Source organism: Williamsia sp. z71, from assembly GCF_059553375.1.
The window spans coordinates 738,436-754,495 of record NZ_JCANWX010000002.1; the positions used below are offsets into that span (position 1 = coordinate 738,436).

Annotated in this window: 18 protein-coding genes and 1 pseudogene; 8 read left to right on the forward strand and 11 right to left on the reverse strand. The window is 62.6% G+C overall.

All coding sequences use genetic code 11. The annotated features are described in order from the left end of the window. Nucleotides 1–31: 31 nt before the first annotated feature. Complete coding sequence (locus AC51GR_RS07595) at nucleotides 32–145, reverse strand: Ltp family lipoprotein (RefSeq protein WP_496323978.1); 114 nt, start codon at nucleotides 143–145, stop codon at nucleotides 32–34. Between the two features lie 362 nt (nucleotides 146–507). Here AC51GR_RS07595 and AC51GR_RS07600 point away from each other — a divergent pair, with 362 nt between their 5' ends. From AC51GR_RS07600 to AC51GR_RS07610, 3 genes are all read left to right on the forward strand, one after another. Next, entirely contained in the window at nucleotides 508–1,137 is a 630-nt protein-coding gene (locus tag AC51GR_RS07600; RefSeq protein ID WP_496323979.1) for a hypothetical protein, read from the forward strand. A gap of 875 nt (nucleotides 1,138–2,012) precedes the next feature. Beyond that, on the forward strand, nucleotides 2,013–3,665 hold the full coding sequence (locus AC51GR_RS07605; protein ID WP_496323980.1) for an ammonium transporter: 1,653 nt from the start codon (nucleotides 2,013–2,015) through the stop codon (nucleotides 3,663–3,665). 60 nt (nucleotides 3,666–3,725) lie between these two features. After that, complete coding sequence (locus AC51GR_RS07610; RefSeq protein WP_496323981.1) at nucleotides 3,726–4,703, forward strand: glycoside hydrolase family protein; 978 nt, start codon at nucleotides 3,726–3,728, stop codon at nucleotides 4,701–4,703. Between the two features lie 16 nt (nucleotides 4,704–4,719). Here the strand turns inward: AC51GR_RS07610 and AC51GR_RS07615 are convergent, their stop codons facing one another. The 4 genes from AC51GR_RS07615 to AC51GR_RS07630 all read right to left on the reverse strand — a co-directional run bounded on the left by AC51GR_RS07615 (nucleotide 4,720) and on the right by AC51GR_RS07630 (nucleotide 8,403). Further along, nucleotides 4,720–5,466: a M23 family metallopeptidase gene (locus tag AC51GR_RS07615; RefSeq protein ID WP_496323982.1), complete on the reverse strand. Its 747-nt coding sequence runs from the start codon at nucleotides 5,464–5,466 to the stop codon at nucleotides 4,720–4,722. Between the two features lie 192 nt (nucleotides 5,467–5,658). Then, a complete protein-coding gene (locus tag AC51GR_RS07620) occupies nucleotides 5,659–6,123 on the reverse strand; it encodes an SRPBCC family protein (protein ID WP_496323983.1) in 465 nt (154 codons plus the stop codon). A 180-nt stretch (nucleotides 6,124–6,303) separates the two neighbouring features. Continuing rightward, the gene (locus AC51GR_RS07625) at nucleotides 6,304–7,641 is read right to left on the reverse strand and encodes an APC family permease (RefSeq protein WP_496323984.1); all 1,338 of its coding nucleotides are present in this window, start codon (nucleotides 7,639–7,641) and stop codon (nucleotides 6,304–6,306) included. A gap of 189 nt (nucleotides 7,642–7,830) precedes the next feature. Next, entirely contained in the window at nucleotides 7,831–8,403 is a 573-nt protein-coding gene (locus AC51GR_RS07630) for a TetR/AcrR family transcriptional regulator (RefSeq protein ID WP_496323985.1), read from the reverse strand. Between the two features lie 104 nt (nucleotides 8,404–8,507). Between AC51GR_RS07630 and AC51GR_RS07635 the strand changes: the two genes are divergently transcribed. Further along, the gene (locus AC51GR_RS07635) at nucleotides 8,508–9,545 is read left to right on the forward strand and encodes an NAD(P)-dependent alcohol dehydrogenase (RefSeq protein WP_496323986.1); all 1,038 of its coding nucleotides are present in this window, start codon (nucleotides 8,508–8,510) and stop codon (nucleotides 9,543–9,545) included. Between the two features lie 73 nt (nucleotides 9,546–9,618). Here the strand turns inward: AC51GR_RS07635 and AC51GR_RS07640 are convergent, their stop codons facing one another. Both AC51GR_RS07640 and AC51GR_RS07645 read right to left on the reverse strand, forming a co-directional pair. After that, entirely contained in the window at nucleotides 9,619–10,275 is a 657-nt protein-coding gene (locus AC51GR_RS07640; protein WP_496323987.1) for an NADPH-dependent F420 reductase, read from the reverse strand. After that, a complete protein-coding gene (locus tag AC51GR_RS07645; protein ID WP_496323988.1) occupies nucleotides 10,272–11,129 on the reverse strand; it encodes a helix-turn-helix domain-containing protein in 858 nt (285 codons plus the stop codon). Before AC51GR_RS07645 ends, AC51GR_RS07640 begins: the two co-directional genes overlap by 4 nt. A 154-nt stretch (nucleotides 11,130–11,283) precedes the next feature. Between AC51GR_RS07645 and AC51GR_RS07650 the strand changes: the two genes are divergently transcribed. Together AC51GR_RS07650 and AC51GR_RS07655 are read left to right on the forward strand one after the other, a co-directional pair. Continuing rightward, nucleotides 11,284–11,541 (forward strand): ester cyclase, encoded by a 258-nt coding sequence (locus AC51GR_RS07650; RefSeq protein WP_496323989.1) that lies wholly within the window; start codon nucleotides 11,284–11,286, stop codon nucleotides 11,539–11,541. A gap of 150 nt (nucleotides 11,542–11,691) precedes the next feature. Further along, nucleotides 11,692–12,222, forward strand: coding sequence for an SDR family NAD(P)-dependent oxidoreductase (locus tag AC51GR_RS07655; protein WP_496324117.1), 531 nt, complete (start codon nucleotides 11,692–11,694; stop codon nucleotides 12,220–12,222). 138 nt (nucleotides 12,223–12,360) lie between these two features. Here AC51GR_RS07655 and AC51GR_RS07660 read toward each other — a convergent pair whose 3' ends face one another. After that, nucleotides 12,361–12,771, reverse strand: a complete 411-nt coding sequence (locus AC51GR_RS07660; protein WP_496323990.1) for a RidA family protein — start codon at nucleotides 12,769–12,771, stop codon at nucleotides 12,361–12,363. Between AC51GR_RS07660 and AC51GR_RS07665 the strand changes: the two are divergent. Then, nucleotides 12,769–13,008, forward strand: a pseudogene (locus AC51GR_RS07665) (winged helix-turn-helix transcriptional regulator); the annotation flags it as partial. The gene AC51GR_RS07660 and the pseudogene AC51GR_RS07665 overlap by 3 nt on opposite strands. A gap of 196 nt (nucleotides 13,009–13,204) precedes the next feature. Here the strand turns inward: AC51GR_RS07665 and AC51GR_RS07670 are convergent. The 3 genes from AC51GR_RS07670 to AC51GR_RS07680 all read right to left on the reverse strand — a co-directional run bounded on the left by AC51GR_RS07670 (nucleotide 13,205) and on the right by AC51GR_RS07680 (nucleotide 14,781). Continuing rightward, nucleotides 13,205–13,408, reverse strand: a complete 204-nt coding sequence (locus tag AC51GR_RS07670; RefSeq protein ID WP_496323991.1) for a zinc-ribbon domain-containing protein — start codon at nucleotides 13,406–13,408, stop codon at nucleotides 13,205–13,207. Nucleotides 13,409–13,497: 89 nt separating this feature from the next. Continuing rightward, nucleotides 13,498–14,109, reverse strand: coding sequence for a hypothetical protein (locus AC51GR_RS07675; protein ID WP_496323992.1), 612 nt, complete (start codon nucleotides 14,107–14,109; stop codon nucleotides 13,498–13,500). A 72-nt stretch (nucleotides 14,110–14,181) separates the two neighbouring features. After that, nucleotides 14,182–14,781: a TetR/AcrR family transcriptional regulator gene (locus AC51GR_RS07680; protein WP_496323993.1), complete on the reverse strand. Its 600-nt coding sequence runs from the start codon at nucleotides 14,779–14,781 to the stop codon at nucleotides 14,182–14,184. A 280-nt stretch (nucleotides 14,782–15,061) separates the two neighbouring features. On the opposite strand from AC51GR_RS07680, the gene AC51GR_RS07685 reads away from it, so the two are divergent. After that, nucleotides 15,062–16,054, forward strand: a complete 993-nt coding sequence (locus AC51GR_RS07685) for an adenosine deaminase (protein WP_496323994.1) — start codon at nucleotides 15,062–15,064, stop codon at nucleotides 16,052–16,054. Nucleotides 16,055–16,060: the final 6 nt, after the last annotated feature.

Below are 16,060 nucleotides of genomic sequence, written 5' to 3' on the forward strand. Positions count from 1 at the left end.
TTTTGTTCGCCAGAAGGGCACATTTTCGGAGTCATGTCTGCGATGAGCCTTCGTACTCCAGCTGCTCGATCAGGCCCGACTTGGAGAACGACGTGATCTCGAGATACTGCTCAGCACTGCGCGCGGCCTGCTTGTTCCAGTCCACGTTCAGACTGTCCACGGCGTAGGTCGACTGTCGTCGTCTTTGCAGCCGTGGTGGTCTTCGAGTCGTCCTCACCTCCGCCACCGACGATGCCCACGATAATCAGCAACACCACGACTCCAGCAACAATCCAGGGCCACTTCTTTGCCTTCTTCGGCGCAGACGGCGGTGGTATCAGGTAGCCGGGCTGTGAATACTCCGGCGGCGGTGGGGGCGGAGCGGGTGGCACGGACATGGCTATTCCTTCATTGAGGTTGATCGTCTCGTGTTCGAGTACGAAAGTGACCCCGACGGCGGCACCTTGATCGGGCCGCGGCCGAAACGGGCTTGTTGCTGTGGTTTTCAGACACCGGTCAGGAGAGGTGGTGTTGACACTCTCCTCGGCCTTCGATGATGCCGACAGCTTCCGTCGTGTACGAGTGAAGTTTCGTGCCGATATCCTCCGAATAGACCACAAGCGCCGAGCGCGGACCCGTCTGGACTGGGACTTCTTCGGTGGTTTATTTGGATGTGTCTGCAATCATGTGGCCATGGCACTTTTCAAGCAAGACGATCCCGAAACTGCAGCCCAAAAGGCGCGCATAAAAGCACAACGCAACGCTGATAGGCAGGCGCATGAAGCCAAAGAGGCGCAGCAGCGAAAGGATGAGGCGTTCAAAGCATCTCCGCAGGGCCAGGCGCGAAGCGCCTATGCGCGAGGCGATTCCCTATTCCAGCTGTCTTTGGACATCACCGACATCACCGGAACTATCGCAACAATGGCGGCGCCAGTCAGCCCTGCCGGCGCCTACAGCAGTCGGCAAGACTATTCTCCGACTGATTCGCTGAATGCGGTCCACAGCGAGGGATGGAACCTGCACTCGTTTTCCACAACATTTGTGCAGACCGCAGAGGTCTCGCGAGACAAGTTCCTCTCCTCAGGTCAGCAAACCGCGATCAGCGGAAAGATTGTCGGGACGTACGTTTTCGCCCGAGTTGTTGCGCCGAGCAACTGACCTTTCGGCAGCGCTGTTACTGCCCATAGGTGTACCGCACGTTGCGTTGATCAACGTGCCGATGCGCTGACACATGTGCCGGAACCGGCGGTCGTCGGGTGCTGGCGGCTCGACGAGCAGCGTCCACCGCAGGTTCGTCCCGCCGGCGCCGGCGGGCAAGTCGAATGCAATCCGAGCGTCGGGGCCGCTTGGGCCACAGGGATGACCAGACCACGCGTGCGGGCCGGTCGGCTTCGAGCACGACGGGTGGTATCTCGACGCGGTTGACGGGTATGGGTCGACGGGGTCGTGACCTTCGTGTTTCCGTTCATCCAGGTCCGTAGCAAATTGTTTCGCTGTCAGGATCTAAGAAAAGAACCGTCCTGCAACAGCGTCTTCGTCTTGGCACGCGATGATGCGCAGAATCGCCAGGTTCCGCCTACCTGCGGGCGCGCTGCTCGGATCCATCGCCGGAACGCATCGGGTTATCGATTCCGTCGCGTTGTCTCGAGTCTCGCAATTTCGCGACCGATGATTAATCGCACGCGTAGTGTCGATTCGGATCGCAATGGTCGCCTTTCAGCAACGAGCCGAGACCAATTTGCGTGCCGCGAAAGACCGAGGACCGGATCGGCGTCACGATCGGAGGTCGCGATGCGTTCAGACCCCGCGAGGTCGTGGCCGTCGCTGACTTCTGACCCTGGCCACGGTCTCTCATTCTCACGGTCGGTAGATCGCGGGATTCGCCCCGCTCCGAGGGGCTTTCGTTGTCATCGCACCCGTAACCCCGCTAGTTCTGATATCGCCCGAACGATTCAGTCCTATTCGCATCTTCTCGCGCACACCAGAGGTCCCCACGAACGCTGATCGACAACAGGCACACGGAGGTATGTCCGATGACATCGACGACGCTGGCCGAGGCGGCAAACATCAACAGCGGCGACACCGCGTGGGTGCTGGTGTGTGCGGCTCTCGTGCTGTTCATGACACCGGGCCTTGCCTTCTTCTATGCCGGCATGGTCAGTCGACGCAACACCTTGGTGATGCTGCAGCAGAACATGGTGGCGCTCGGTGTCATCACTCTGACCTGGTTCCTCTTCGGCTACACGCTGGCGTTCGGTAACGATCGGGCCAACGGGTTCATCGCCGACTTCAGCTTCGTCGCACTCAAGGACATCGCCGAGGCACCCGACCCGGACCTACACGTGGTGACCACGACCGTCGCGATTCCGACCCTGGCGTTCTTTGCCTATCAGATGATGTTCGCGATCATCACTCCCATTCTGGCCACGGGTGCGGTGGCCAGTCGGCTCAAGCCCCTCGGCTGGATCGTGTTCATCGGCATCTGGTCGGTCATCGTGTATGCCCCGGTCGCCCACTGGTTGTGGGCGCCGGCGGGTTGGCTGACAAAGCGCGGGGCCCAGGACTGGGCCGGTGGCATAGTCGTTCACTCATCGGCGGGCGCGGCCGCACTGGCGTTGCTGCTCGTTCTCGGACGGCGAAAGGTGTGGCCAGACAGGGCGCCCTTGCCCCACTCGATCCCACTCGTCATCGTCGGCGCGGGCATCCTCTGGTTCGGCTGGTTCGGATTCAATGCCGGAGATGGATTGCAGGCCAACGGAGTTGCGGCTCAGGCGTTGGTCAACACGCAGGTGGCGGCGGCAGCTGCGATGGTGGTGTGGCTGGTGATGGAGCGATTCCGTGAGGGTCACGCAACTGTGCTCGGCGGAGTGACCGGTGCGGTGGGAGGCCTGGCAACCATCACGCCCGCAGCCGGTTACGTCAATACCTGGTCGGCTGCCGTCATCGGAGTGCTCGCCGGCATCATCTGTCATTTCGCACTCGGACTCAAGAAGCTGATCCGCGTGGACGACGCACTCGACGTACTCGCAGTCCACTTCATCGGCGGCATCCTGGGCACTCTGCTCGTCGGGTTCTTCGGTGAGAAAGCGATCAATGCAATCGGTCGCGACGGAGTCTTCCACGGCGGCGGGTGGGGGCTTCTGGGCGAACAGGTGCTCGCCCTTGCCTCGGTCATCGCCTTCGCGTTTGTCCTCAGTCTCGTGATCGCACTCGCCGTCGACAAGACCATCGGACTGCGTGCGAACCCCGACGACGAAGAACATCTCGATGCCACCCAGCAGGGAATGTCGGCGTACACGGAGGATCCGGTCCTACCGATCCCGACCGGTGACGCTGCCGCCCGACCGATCCCGGCGCCACCGGCCGCCGTTGCCGGCGAGGGGCTCTATCTCGTGACCGCAGTCATCACTTCGGCCGGTACCGAAGGGGTGGAGCAGGAGGTACTCGCCGCCGGGGCGCGTCGAGCCGTGGTCTCGGAGGTGTTCGTCACCACGGCGGGCCCGGTCGATCACATGGTTCGGGGGCAATCCCGCCGGGTGACGATGACGCCGCGCGTCCGGGTCGAGATCTTGACACCCGCTCAGTCGCTCACCGAGGTACAGAAGTCGTTGTCGGACCTCGGTGACGGTCTCGTCGAGATGCTCGTTCTGCCGGTCTCAGATGTGCAGGGACCCGTACCTCGATGAGCAACTGATCCGGAACCGAATTTTTGTTGCGGCGACAGCGAATTCCGCAGTGGGGGAGAGATGGTCGTGGATCTGACCAAAAGAAGTTGCTTGTCCGCCATCTCGGTGGTGGTGCTCGTCGTCGCGGGTTTGCTCGTGGCGGTTCCGGGGAGCGGTGGCGCCGCGCCGCCCGCCTGGCGGTACACGATGGTGGCGTTCAGCAACACCAGCGACCGCGACTTGGACGTGTACGAATCCGGGGATGCCACCGACTTCGCACCCGTCCGAAGGTCAGCGTTTCGGCCCTCGTCCGGGGTGGTGCGCGACCCGAGCATCTTCCGGCACATCGACGGGTTGTACTACCTCACCTACACCACGATCGACGGCGCAAATATCGGTTTCGCGCGCAGCAGTGACCGCATCAACTGGACGTTCATGGCGTCCTATCCGGTCCCGTTTTGCTGCGCCCTCCTGCCGGGTACCGGAGCCGGTACCGGTCCTCCGAGCCCGCCGGGGTCCTCGGGGTCGGCCGGGTTCGAGGACGGGCCGTCGTTGTCGCCGTTCACCACGAAGGCCTGGGCTCCCGAATGGTTCGTGGACGGCGACCGGGTCAACGTCATCTTGTCGATGTCGACGGGTGGAGGGTTCGTGCCGTATCTGATGACGGCTCTGGAGCCGTCGCTCAGGTTGTGGGGCCTGCCAACCCCGATCGCGGGGATCGGGGCCGACCACGTCGACACCACCGTGGTGAAGGTGGGATCGAGCTATCACGCATTCACCAAGAACGAGACGAAGAAGGTCGTCGAACATGCAGTCGCGCCGGCGCTGGCGGGCCCGTATTCATTCGTTCGGCCCGGCGCGTGGGGCTCACGGGTGGAGGGCCCGGCCGTTGTCCGATTACCGGACGGCAACTGGCGGATCTACCTCGACGCCTATGCCGAAGGAAAGTACGTCTACTCCGACAGCGCCGATGGGCTGCAAACCTGGTCGGCGCTCAAAGAGCTTCCGGGCCTGTCCGGGGATGTACGCCATGCCGGTGTGATCAGAGAGCCGACGTGACGAGCCGTCGCCGTGATCAGCCGACGCTGACGCCGCGGTTGTCCAGCCAGACCTGGGGATCGACCTTGGTGCCGTCTTTTTCCCAGACCTCGTAATGCAGGTGCGGGCCGGTGGAATGCCCGCGATTGCCGACGGTGCCGATCTGCTCGCCGGCCCGGACCTGCTGGCCGGGCGTTACGTAGCTTTCGTCGACATGCCCGAAGACGCCGATGGTGCCGTCGTCTTGCTGGACCCGGATCCACTGTCCGAAGCCGTCTGCGGGTCCGGACTCGAGAACTGTCCCATCAGTGACCGCATAAACCGGCGTGCCGATGTCGTTGGCGATGTCCAGGCCGTAGTGGGTGGTGCCCCACCGAGCGCCGTAACCCGAGGTCACGGTACCCGTGGTCGGTGTCGAGGTGGCTCCGATGCCCGGGGTGGACAGGTGGGGCAACAGATCGCGCACGATGTCGTCGATGGGTGCCGGCAGCGCCACATCCGAGGGCAGCGCGGCCAGGGTTGCGGAAACCTCGGGCAGCGCGGCAATCGCCTCGAGGTTGATCGGGGAGGCCGGAGCCTCTGCGGCGGCGGCCTGGGAGGCTCCACCGACGCTCAGTCCGATGGCGCCGGCCACAGCCAACGCTCCGGCTGTTGCGCTCACCGGTCCGACGGTGGTTCTGGGAGCCCGATGCTGACCACCTCGGCCGTTGTGCGACGCGGAGTCCACAAGCAGCATGGTCGCGGGCAGAGAGGAGGCCTGGGCATTCAGTCGGTGGCGGGGCACAAATATGTCCGTTTCGTAAGAGGTAACTTTTTGGTATCAGCGAGGACACGGAAAGGTTACTGGTGCCACCGGCGGTTGTCCAAAGCGGGGGTGCGAGAGGTGGGTGCCGCGAGTGCTGGGACAGCGGGTTTGTGGTCACGGCAATACGCCCCGTCCCGAACGATTCGGGACGGGGCGCGCTACCGATAGTGATCAGGAAGCAACCGCGGCTGCCAGCCGACCAAGCGTGTCGGTCAGCTGATCCTTGGTGACGAGCGGGAACTTCACCTGTTCGAGCAACTTCTTATCGGTGACCTTCGACCAATCGTAGGTATGGCGAACCAGTGTCTCGTTGGGTCCCTGAGGCTCCAATTCCCACAGCCACTCCCACCCGGGAGGTTCCGTTCCTGCCGGCGCGGTCTTCCAGGCCAGCAACTTGTCCTTCGCGTAACCGGACACGTGGTTGTCGGTTTTGTACTCACCGCCCATGTGATCGCCCTGCATGTTCATGGTGAACACGTCGCCGACCTTCTGGATCCGGTCGGCGTGTTCGACCCCGCGGATGAATCCGGAACCGTCGAGTTCCTGGTGTCGTTCGGGATTGGAGAGGACGTCGAAAACCGCGTCGACGGGCGCGTCGATGGTGCGTTCGACTGTGATCTTTGTGTTGTCACTCATCCCTCCACCCTGCCCAAAATCTGTCGTCTTGGCAACGTTGCTCCGCGCTGCCGAGGTGAATTGCCTTGTCACGCGCCGTTTATCAAGCAGAGGTGGGACGCCATGGCTGCACGATGAAGTGGTCCTGTGCGGCGAAATATGCTGCAAACCCGATATTTTGGGTCGCTATGGACAAGAGCATCAGGCCGAGCGGCGACGCACCCACGTCGCTGCCGTGTGCAACACCACGCCGAATGCGAGGAGGATCCCACCGAACAACCACACCTGACCGCTCTGCTGGGTGAGAAGTAGCACGCACGAGGCCACCCCGAGTATCGGTATGACCGTCGGGACGCGAAAATGTTTGTGCTCCACTCGATCACGCCGGAGCACCAGGACGGCGATGTTCGTCGAGATGAAGACGAAGAGCAGCAGCAACACCACGGTCTCGGCCAAGGTCGACAGGTCGCCGGTGAGGGTGAGCAGCATGGCCACCAGCGTCGTCGCGGCGATCGCCGCCCATGGGGTGCGGCGGTTGGGCAAAACCTTTCCCAACATGCTGGGTAACAGCTTGTTCTCGGCCATCCCGAAGGCCAGGCGGCTCGCCATGATCATCGTGAGCAGCGCGCCGTTGGCGACCGCGATGAGCGCGATGAGGCTGAAAACCCAGTCGGGGATGTTGACCCCTGACTCTCTGACCACCGCGAGTAGGGGTCCGGAAGACGCCGACAAGTCGTTGGGCGACAGTGCGATCGAACTCGCGAGCCCGACCAGAACGTACACAAGTCCTGCCGTGGCCAGCGATCCGAACAGAGCCAGGGGATATACCCGGCTCGGGTTGCGGATCTCTTCGGCGACATTGGCAGAGGTCTCGAACCCGACGAACGAGTAGTAGGCGATGATGGCACCGCTGAGGACGGCCAGAGCGGGGGTTGACCCGTCCGGGAACTCGCCGACCCTGGATACGTCACCTTTGCCGCCGCCGAGCATGATCGCGACCACGATGATCACGATCAGCAGACCGCTGAGTTCGACGATCGTCATCACGACGTTGCTCTTCACCGACTCGCTGATACCCCGGGCATTGAGGCAGGCCACCAGCGCGAGGAACACCATGGCTGCCGGGACCGCCGGCACGTCGATGAACGTGCCCAAATATTCACCAGAGAAGGCCAGGGCGAGTCCGGCTGCGCTGGTGACCCCGGCAGCCAACATGCAGTACCCGACGAGGAACGACACGATCGGCCGTTTGAATGCCCGCGCGGCAAAAATCGCCGCGCCGCCGGCCTGCGGATATTTGGTGACCAATTCCGCGTAGGAGCCGGCGGTGAGCAGTGCGAGCAGGAGTGCGACCACGAGCGGCGCCCAGAGCGCGCCGCCCACCTCGTCGGAAAGCACCCCCATCAGCGCATAGATGCCCGCACCGAGCACGTCGCCCAAGATGAACAGAAAGAGCAGCGGACCGGTTATCTTCCGCTTCAGTTTTGAGCCGGGCTCATCGCCTGTTGCTTGTGTTCCCGAATCGGCTTCGGCCGTCATCCACATCTCCTGGTTGCAGGCCCGAAAGCACTGCTGGTCACTCCCGGAGAGGATCGTCGGTGCTTTCAGGTGTTCTTCGCCGGTAGACATAGCCAGTTGGCCGAGAATGGAAACCTCTGCCCGTGCCGCCGGGAGCGCCGCGGTCCCGAATTCGGGTCGATGCGGTCAACTGTCGGCGGATGCGGACGGTCACGGTGCGCAGAAGGCGCGCCGAGCCGCGGCGGCAAGGGCGGCTTTTCGTCGTTCGTGGACCGCCGTCGGTTCGTCTGTGTCGGCGACATGAACGATCGCGGCCTGGGCCCAGGTCGCGGCGAGAGAGATGGTCATTGCCCACATGTCTTGTGGCGCGATGTCTTTGACCAACAAGCCGCGCTCTTGTGCGTCCGCGAGTGCCGCGAGGTTGTCTCGATCGTGGTCACCTCGGTGGCCGAACAGGGCACCGGTCGGAGTGCGCTCCAATCGTGCCCATGTCAGCAAGCGGACCAGGTCTGGGTCACCGAGGTACATGTCGTACAGCGCTGTCACATAGCCGGGGAGATCGGTTGCGTCGAAGGGGACGGTGGAAACGTCGACGTCGACCCGATGGTCGAAAACTGCGTCGAACAATTGCTCTTTACTGCCGAAATAGCTATAGATCTGAGCTTTGTTGATCGAGGCACCTGCTGCGATCCGGTCCACCCGTGCTCCTGCAATACCGTAGTGCGCGAACTCGGTCGTTCCTGCCGCGAGTATCCGCACTTTTGTGGCCGCTGCGTCTCCCATCTGCCCAGCGTATCGGCAAACCAACCGGTTGGTTGCATTTTATCCGGCGTCGTCTACAGTAAGTATCCAACTAGTTGGTTGGAAATGAAGGCCGAAGGAGTCGCATGAGACCGACAACCGGATATCGAGCACTTTCCGCAGGATCGTCACTGGAACGGTGGGACTTCGAACGGCGCGAACTACGTGCACGTGACGTGGCGGTGCAGGTCACGCACTGCGGGGTGTGTCACAGCGATCTGCACGCGATGAATGATCCGGCAGGCAGTTTCCCCGTCACGCCCGGCCACGAGTTCGTTGGTGTGGTGACCGCGGTTGGCGATGCCGTCACCGGGTTCGCGATAGGAGACCTCGTGGCGGTCGGCAACATCGTCGATTCCTGCGGTCGGTGCGATATGTGCGGGGTAGGTCAAGAGAACTTCTGTCGCGAGTTTCCGACACTTACCTACGGCGGACGTGATCGCCTCGACGGAACGACCACACTCGGAGCATATTCGAGTGAATACGTCGTCGACCATCACTTCGTCTACCACCGCCCGCCCGGTCTCGATCCCGCTGCTGTCGCGCCGCTGATGTGTGCGGGGATCACGGTGTGGGAACCGTTGCGGCGCTGGGACGTCGGGCCGGGAGTACGCGTGGGCGTCGCTGGAATCGGCGGTCTCGGTCACCTCGCTGTGAAGTTCGCACACGCACTCGGCGCCGAGGTGACGGTGTTCACGACGTCGGCAGAGAAAGCTGATCAGGCCAAGGCGCTGGGTGCGGATTCCACAGTCCTGTCCACCGACCAGAGCGCCATGGAGGCACAACTCGGGACGCTCGACCTGATCATCGACTGCATACCCGTCGCGCACGAACTTGCTCCCTACCTGAGATGCCTCGCCCTGGATGGGACGCTGTGCTCGGTTGGTTTCCTGGGACCCATCTCAGTAGACACGCTCGAACTTCTCGGAGGCCGCAAGTCGCTGAGTTCGGCCGGCAGCGGGGGACACCGGTATACCCAGGACATGCTCGACTTTTGCGGTGAGCACGACATCACCGCCGACATCGAGGTGATGCCATCGGCCGCGGTGCAGATCGCTCTCGAACGCCTCGCAAGCGGCGACGTTCGGTATCGCTTCGTACTCGACATGAGCGACCTGCGCTGAGACCGCGGACGTCAGAAGTGCCGAAATGCACTCAACAACCAGCGTTTTGATGCGTCCAGGGTGACCGCCGGCGTCACGCGTTGCTGACGTGCTGCGCTCGGGCCAGATTGAGCACGAGCTCTTCGCGGGTCTGCCCTGTGTCGTGAAAGTTCCACATCGGTGTTCCGGGTGCAGAGCGCCAGGATTCGCGCAGTGGGCTGTTGTCAACAGTGTCGAAGCCGAACTCGTCGTACAGCCGCGTGACGAGCTCAACGGCTTCGGGGTAGTCGCTGGAGACGGCCAACGCCATGCGGTCGGGGGCACCGGTGGGGCGTGCGAACTTCAGCAGGCTCGGTGCTTGGATGTGGGTGAAGGCCTTCGCGACCTTCGATGTGGGCAGCTGTTCTTGCCGCAGCTCGTGAATCGTCTTCTGACCGGAATCGATGACGGGGAAGTGGCCGTCGCGCCAGGCCATGTAGTTGTTCGTGTCCAGCACAATCTTTCCGGCGAGTTCATCGACGGGCATGTTGTTGACCAGCGTCAGCGGCACGGCGACGACGGCGAAATCGCCTGCCGCTGCGGCCTCGTCCGCGCGTGCGGCACGGGCCGCTGGTCCCAGATCGGCGATAAGATCTGTAAGCGTCTCCGGTCCACGCGAGTTGGCGATGACAACCGTGTAGCCGTGAGCGATTGCGGCGCGGGCGATCTGGCTTCCGACTTCTCCTGCGCCGATTATCCCGATGATCGTCACAGCTGGCTCGTTACAGTGTGTTCCGCACCCGAGGCGGGCAGCCCGGCCGAAGCCAGTAGTGAAAGCTTCTCCGCAGCAGGGGAACCGGCGTCCGGGTGATACACGACCAGCATGAGGTCCTCGGTTCCGCTGATGGCGAGCCGTTCACGGTTGAGTGTCATCTCACCGACCTGGGGATGATCGATCCGGACGGGCACCCCACGCTGTCCCCGGACTTCGTGCCGGGCCCAGAGCCGGCGGAACCTCGGGCTCGCCAGCGACAGCTCGCCGGTGAGCTCGATGAACCGAGTGTCATCGACGTCGTTGCCGACGGACTGCCGCAGGTTCGCGATGAAGCACTCTGTGACGGATTCCCATTCCGGGTGCAGGGCCTGCTCTGCGGGGTCGAGGAACATGTCTCGCAGCTGATTTCCTCCCACAGTAAGACCGGGCGAAAGGGCTTGCGCGAGGCTGTTCGAGGCGACGATGTCGAAGTACCGATCCTCGATGAACGCGGGCTGCACCAGTGAATGCAGCAGTTTGAGTACACCGGCCGGCGGCGTCACCGAACGCTTGCGGCGCTTGCGGCGGCGCGGTACCTCCGCCACCAGCGTCATCAGGTGGGCCAGATGCTCGTCGTCGAGTTGCAGTACGCGTGCGATCGACTCGAGTACTTGTAGTGAGGGGTTGCGGTCGCGTCCTCGTTCCAGTCGCAGGTAGTAGTCGGCGCTGATGCCGGCAAGCATGGCGACTTCCTCCCGCCGTAGCCCTGGCACGCGTCGTACACCGCCGTCGGGAATGCCTGCCTGCTGGGGCGTCACCAATTCACGTCGGGCACGCAGGTACGAGCCGAGAGCATTTGTTGTTTCACTCATACGGATCAGCATAGGTCGGTGAGACACAGTCAGCGGGGGTCCTGCGACACCCTGGGCACGACGGGACTCTGGTCGAAGGACCTGTCCGCGCATAACTTTCGAGGAGTCAGTTCGGTCGGTTTGCCCGGCCTTGCTTCGCCCAGAAAGGAATCCAATGTCTTTTGACTCCCGCGAGTTCTACACGAGCTATATCGAGGCGCTCAACGCTCATCGGTTCGACCGCATGCACGAGTTCGTTCACGATCACGTGACGTTGCAGAGCGAATCGGGCTCCCGAGACGCTCTCGTCGCCGACCTGAACGGAATAGTTGGAGCTGTTCCTGACTTCCACTGGGAGGTAAGAGAACTCGTTGCCTATGGCGACCGGCTGGCTGCACGTCTGAACAACACGGGCACTCCTGTGAAGGAATAGCTCGGCGTCGCACCCACCGGAAAGTCCATCGAACTCGCCGAGTTCGCGATCTACACAATCCGCGACGGGAAGTTTCTGCACATGTCGGCGCTGCACGATGCCGGCGCTCTGCGCACCCAGCTCGCCGCCTGACCACACCACGCAACTGATATCGAAAAGGGAAAACATGACCGTCACTTTGATTACCGGCGCCAACAAGGGCGTTGGGTTCGAAACCTTGATGTTCTGGTGAACAATGCGGGCATCCTGGAGACCGAGCTCGACGGATCTGCGGCACTACGAGCGTTCGACACGAACGCGGTCGGCATCGTGCGAGTGACCGAGGCGACCCTGCCGCTACTTCGCAGGTCGTCCAACCCCACCGTGGTCACCGTATCCAGCAGCGCTGGATCGTTCTGGGCGGTGAACAACCCTGAGCGGGCGGAGTTCAACCTGCCTCTCGCGCTTTACTCGGCGTCCAAATCTGCCGCGACCATGCTGACAGTGCAATACGCCAAGTCGCAACCGGGCATCAAGTTCAATGCCGTCGAGCCGGGACCCACCGCAACGGACTTGACCGCCGCCTTCGGGATCGGGCGGCCGGCTGACGAGAGCGCAAGGGTTGTCGTGCGTTGGGTGACACTCGGACCGGAAGGCCCTACCGGGACGTCCCAGGACGAAGCGGGCACATTGCCCTGGTAAGCCTCACGAGGAGTACATCAACTGGTAGGGCCTCGAGTACCTGCGATAGCTGTGTCAGTGAGCGGTGCGGGGCCGATCGTCCGTCGACGGGAAGCTTCCGGCTGGTTACCCCGCGCGTAGAGCGCGGTGCGGGCCCGGTCAGTCGAGGATCGCTGTGGCCTCGACTTCCACGAGTACGTCGGGTTCGAAGAGGTAGTCGACTCCGATCAATGAGGCGGGTGGCATCGGAAGTGGCAGTCCGATGTCAGCAGCCACGCGTTCGATGCCGGCCATGAGCTGGGTGATCTTTTCCGGCGTCCAGTCGGTGACATAGAACGTCAGTCTGAGTACATCGGCGAACGTGGCACCTGCGCCGGCCAGTCCGGTCGAAGTGTTGCGCAGAGCCTGCGCGACCTGTCCGGCCAGGTCGTCTGGGGCCACGGGTGTTCCATTGGCCAAGCGCGCAATCTGACCACTGACGTGCACGTGGCGCGACCCCGTACCCACCGCGACGTGGTGGTAGGGGGTGGGTTGCGTCATGCCTTCGGGGGTGGAGTAGTTGACGGACAAGCAATCCCGACCGTCACTCAGAAGTCGCTCACCGCAACATTGCGCAAGCTCGAGCGGAACGGAATCATCGAAAGGAACCTACTCGGTTCGCGCCCGGTCGCAGTTGAGTACCGGATTACCCCGCTGGGAAAGACGCTCCGGCCACCGGTCGACGTGATCCTTCAATGGACTGCTGCGCACATGCCTGACATCGACCGAGCTCGCTCGAAGTTCGACACTGCCGAGGAGGGTAGTTAGCGACAGCCGTGGGTGTCGAAACCGATCTTCACCCTCGCCTTTGGTTAGAGCTGCTCTGCACCAGTAGATACCAGTCGAATGGCACCGTGCGGCATTCGTAACGTGCGGTAACCGTTTCGCAGGAGCGGTTATCGACTTCGTGAGCGCGGCAGGTCCCTATCGGGTTGGTTGTGGTTGTGGGGGTGAGGGTAAGCGCTCATACCTCGGCGACGGTGCCGCAGATGCCACATTCCTCGAACTGACGACGCTTCCAGCGTGCGATCGGAACGAAGAACAGCGTGAATTGTTTGAATTGCCCTATGCGTGTCCACTGCGTCGTGTTGTGGCAGTGCGGGCACGTTCGGTTTTGACCCGGGCCGAGGTGTTGCCGCTTGATGCCGTAACCGAAGATGAAGAACACAAAGCCAGCATAGAGGTTCCGTCGGGGCCGGCATGTTGCCTGTCACAGTTCAGCCGACCGGCCGCCGCGGCGATGGCTTCCGGGGTTGGTTAATCGTTGATAGCAACGGGAGTTGGCCGTTCGGCTGGATTCGTCCGGCGGCGGATCTCGATGGTGGCCGCGATTGTGGTGGTCACGGCGACAACGTAGACGGGGAACAGCCAGTCGATAATGCGCCACGAGTCCAGGGTCAGCAACGCGATCCCTCCATTGAGTCCGGCGAGTACGTAGTAGTCCGACCTCTCGGTGTGAGGTGACCTCCAGCTCTTCACGATGGTCGGCAGTGCGGCGACGGAATCTGCGATCACGACCATGACGAGCGCCATCGTGGCGTTGTCCAGTAGGAGCCATGCAGCGATGGCGGCCACCGAGATCGCGCCGCAGACCACGTCTGACGTCGTGATGCGCCAGTAGCTTTCCCGGTTGACAAATGACGAGGCAAAGACGAAGGCCGGTCCCAGGCCGACGGACAGGGTGAGGACTGAGGATAGTCCGACCCCTTCGTCGATCTGCGCGAGGAAAGCGATGACGGGCATCGCAGCCCAGAGGAACCACGAGACCCTGTTCGGACTGGCCGAGCCGCTCAGCACCGCGCGGATGTAGAAGGAACAGCCGACCAGGCTCAGCAGCGCGCCGAACAGGACGAAGTGGGGGTCAATCATCGTTGAACTCGTTTTTCGTTGGGAGGCGAAACGCGGAATGGCCGTCGCTTCGCCGGGCTCTTCGGATGTGGATCAGTCCGTTGCTGTCAGCGAGTTGAGCGCCTCGGCGGCACACGTTGTGAGTAGGCGTAGTTGCGTTCGCGGCGGGTATGTCTCGGTGTCCAAGATGGCCGTCAAAGCGAGTCCATTGACTGTGGCGGACAGCGACTTCGCAATATCTTCGACGTCGTTTTCGGTGGCGTCGGAATGCAGGTCCTGAACCAGGCCGGTGATGCGTGTGACCCATTGCCGGTGGTGGTTGATGTGGATCTCTTTGAGTTGTGGCTCCGCCAGGGCAGTTGCGGCGAAGCCTGCCCACACGCGGACCTCGTCGACGCGGTCGTGATCGAGTGGCAGCACGGCTGACAGCACGTCCACGAGCACGTCGATGCTCGGCTCGCGGCCTGCCTGGATTGCATCGGCGCGTGTGACGACGCGGCTGTACATCGTTCGGCAGGCGTGAACCAGAACTTCTGTGCGCGAACCGAAGTGGTGCATGATCAAGCCGGTGGTGCAGTCTGCGCGGATAGCTACCGCGCGTAGCGACACGTTCTCCAGACCACAGTCAGCCGCCACGGCCCACACAGCGGCGGATATCCGGTCGACCACCGCTTGTGTTGGCCCGTCGGTCATGGGCGCTCCCGTCCCGTCGATACGTAACATGCGTTATGCACAGACCGTAACACGCGTTACGTCATCGGCCGAGTTGGCAACATTGCCTCTATTCAGGTCTGGTGAAGATGCCCGTTTGTGCCCTGACCACTGATCCACCCGATGAGGGGTCGGCAGATGCCGACGCGACGAGTGGTAGCGTGGACCGTTCGCCGGGGCTGAGCAGGACTGCGCTGACCGAACGCCCGGACTTCGCCTACTCGGTCACTTCGACACCTGCACAACATGATTGGACCAGCGAATGACGTCCCTACCGGTCGCCGAACTTCACCTCCACCTCGAGGGAACCCTCGAGCCCGAGACGGTCTTCAGGCTCGCCGAACGAAACAAGATCGCGCTGCCTTACGCCGACGTCGATGAGCTCCGGCGCCAGTTCGAGTTCGCGGATCTGCAGGAATTTCTCGATCTGTACTACGCGAACATGTCGACGTTGCGGACAGCGGCCGATTTCGCGGAGATGACCAATGCCTACCTGGCGCGGGCGGCGCTCGCCGGGGTTCGCCATGCGGAGGTGTTCCTCGACCCCCAGGCCCACCTGGTTCGGGGAGTTGCACTCGAAGAGGTGATGGAGGGAGTCGACTCGGCGCTCAGTACCTCCTTCGAGAATCACGGTGTCAGCAGCGGCCTGATCGTCTCGATGCTGCGCGACCACAGTGCCGAGTCGGCCATGACCGTCCTCGATGACGTGCTTGCGCTCGGAACCCCGATGCTCGGAATCGGACTCGACTCGGCGGAGGTCGGGCACCCGCCGTCGAAGTTCGTCGAGGTGTACGCGAAGGCGCGTGCCGAAGGTTTGCACCTCGTCGCGCATGCGGGCGAAGAAGGCCCGCCGGCATATATCTGGGAGGCATTGGACCTGCTCGGTGTCGAACGCATCGACCACGGAATCAGGTGTCTCGAGGACGAATCGCTTGTCCGACGCCTGGCGCAGGACCGTGTTCCGTTGACCGCGTGCCCGCTGTCGAATGTCAGCCTGAAGGTGATTGACCAGCTCTCGGATCATCCGTTGCGGACGATGCTCCGCAAGGGCCTGAATGTGTCCGTCAACTCCGACGATCCCGCCTACTTCGGCGGATACGTCGACGACAACCTGAACGGCGTCCGCGACGCGCTGGGACTCAATGCTGAAGAACTCGTGACACTGGCGACGAACTCGGTCACTGGTTCGTTCGCGACCGACGCCCGCAAAGCCGAACTCCTGAAGGAAATTTCGGTTGCGGCGCAGACCCTCTGAGCGCGG

Coding starts and splice junctions, on each gene's coding strand:
- AC51GR_RS07605 (WP_496323980.1), top strand. CDS start 2,013: ATGACATCGACGACGCTGGCCGAGGCGGCAAACATCAACAGCGGCGAC.
- AC51GR_RS07610 (WP_496323981.1), top strand. CDS start 3,726: ATGGTCGTGGATCTGACCAAAAGAAGTTGCTTGTCCGCCATCTCGGTG.
- AC51GR_RS07620 (WP_496323983.1), bottom strand. CDS start 6,123: ATGAGTGACAACACAAAGATCACAGTCGAACGCACCATCGACGCGCCC.
- AC51GR_RS07625 (WP_496323984.1), bottom strand. CDS start 7,641: ATGACGGCCGAAGCCGATTCGGGAACACAAGCAACAGGCGATGAGCCC.
- AC51GR_RS07630 (WP_496323985.1), bottom strand. CDS start 8,403: ATGGGAGACGCAGCGGCCACAAAAGTGCGGATACTCGCGGCAGGAACG.
- AC51GR_RS07635 (WP_496323986.1), top strand. CDS start 8,508: ATGAGACCGACAACCGGATATCGAGCACTTTCCGCAGGATCGTCACTG.
- AC51GR_RS07645 (WP_496323988.1), bottom strand. CDS start 11,129: ATGAGTGAAACAACAAATGCTCTCGGCTCGTACCTGCGTGCCCGACGT.
- AC51GR_RS07650 (WP_496323989.1), top strand. CDS start 11,284: ATGTCTTTTGACTCCCGCGAGTTCTACACGAGCTATATCGAGGCGCTC.
- AC51GR_RS07675 (WP_496323992.1), bottom strand. CDS start 14,109: ATGATTGACCCCCACTTCGTCCTGTTCGGCGCGCTGCTGAGCCTGGTC.
- AC51GR_RS07680 (WP_496323993.1), bottom strand. CDS start 14,781: ATGACCGACGGGCCAACACAAGCGGTGGTCGACCGGATATCCGCCGCT.
- AC51GR_RS07685 (WP_496323994.1), top strand. CDS start 15,062: ATGACGTCCCTACCGGTCGCCGAACTTCACCTCCACCTCGAGGGAACC.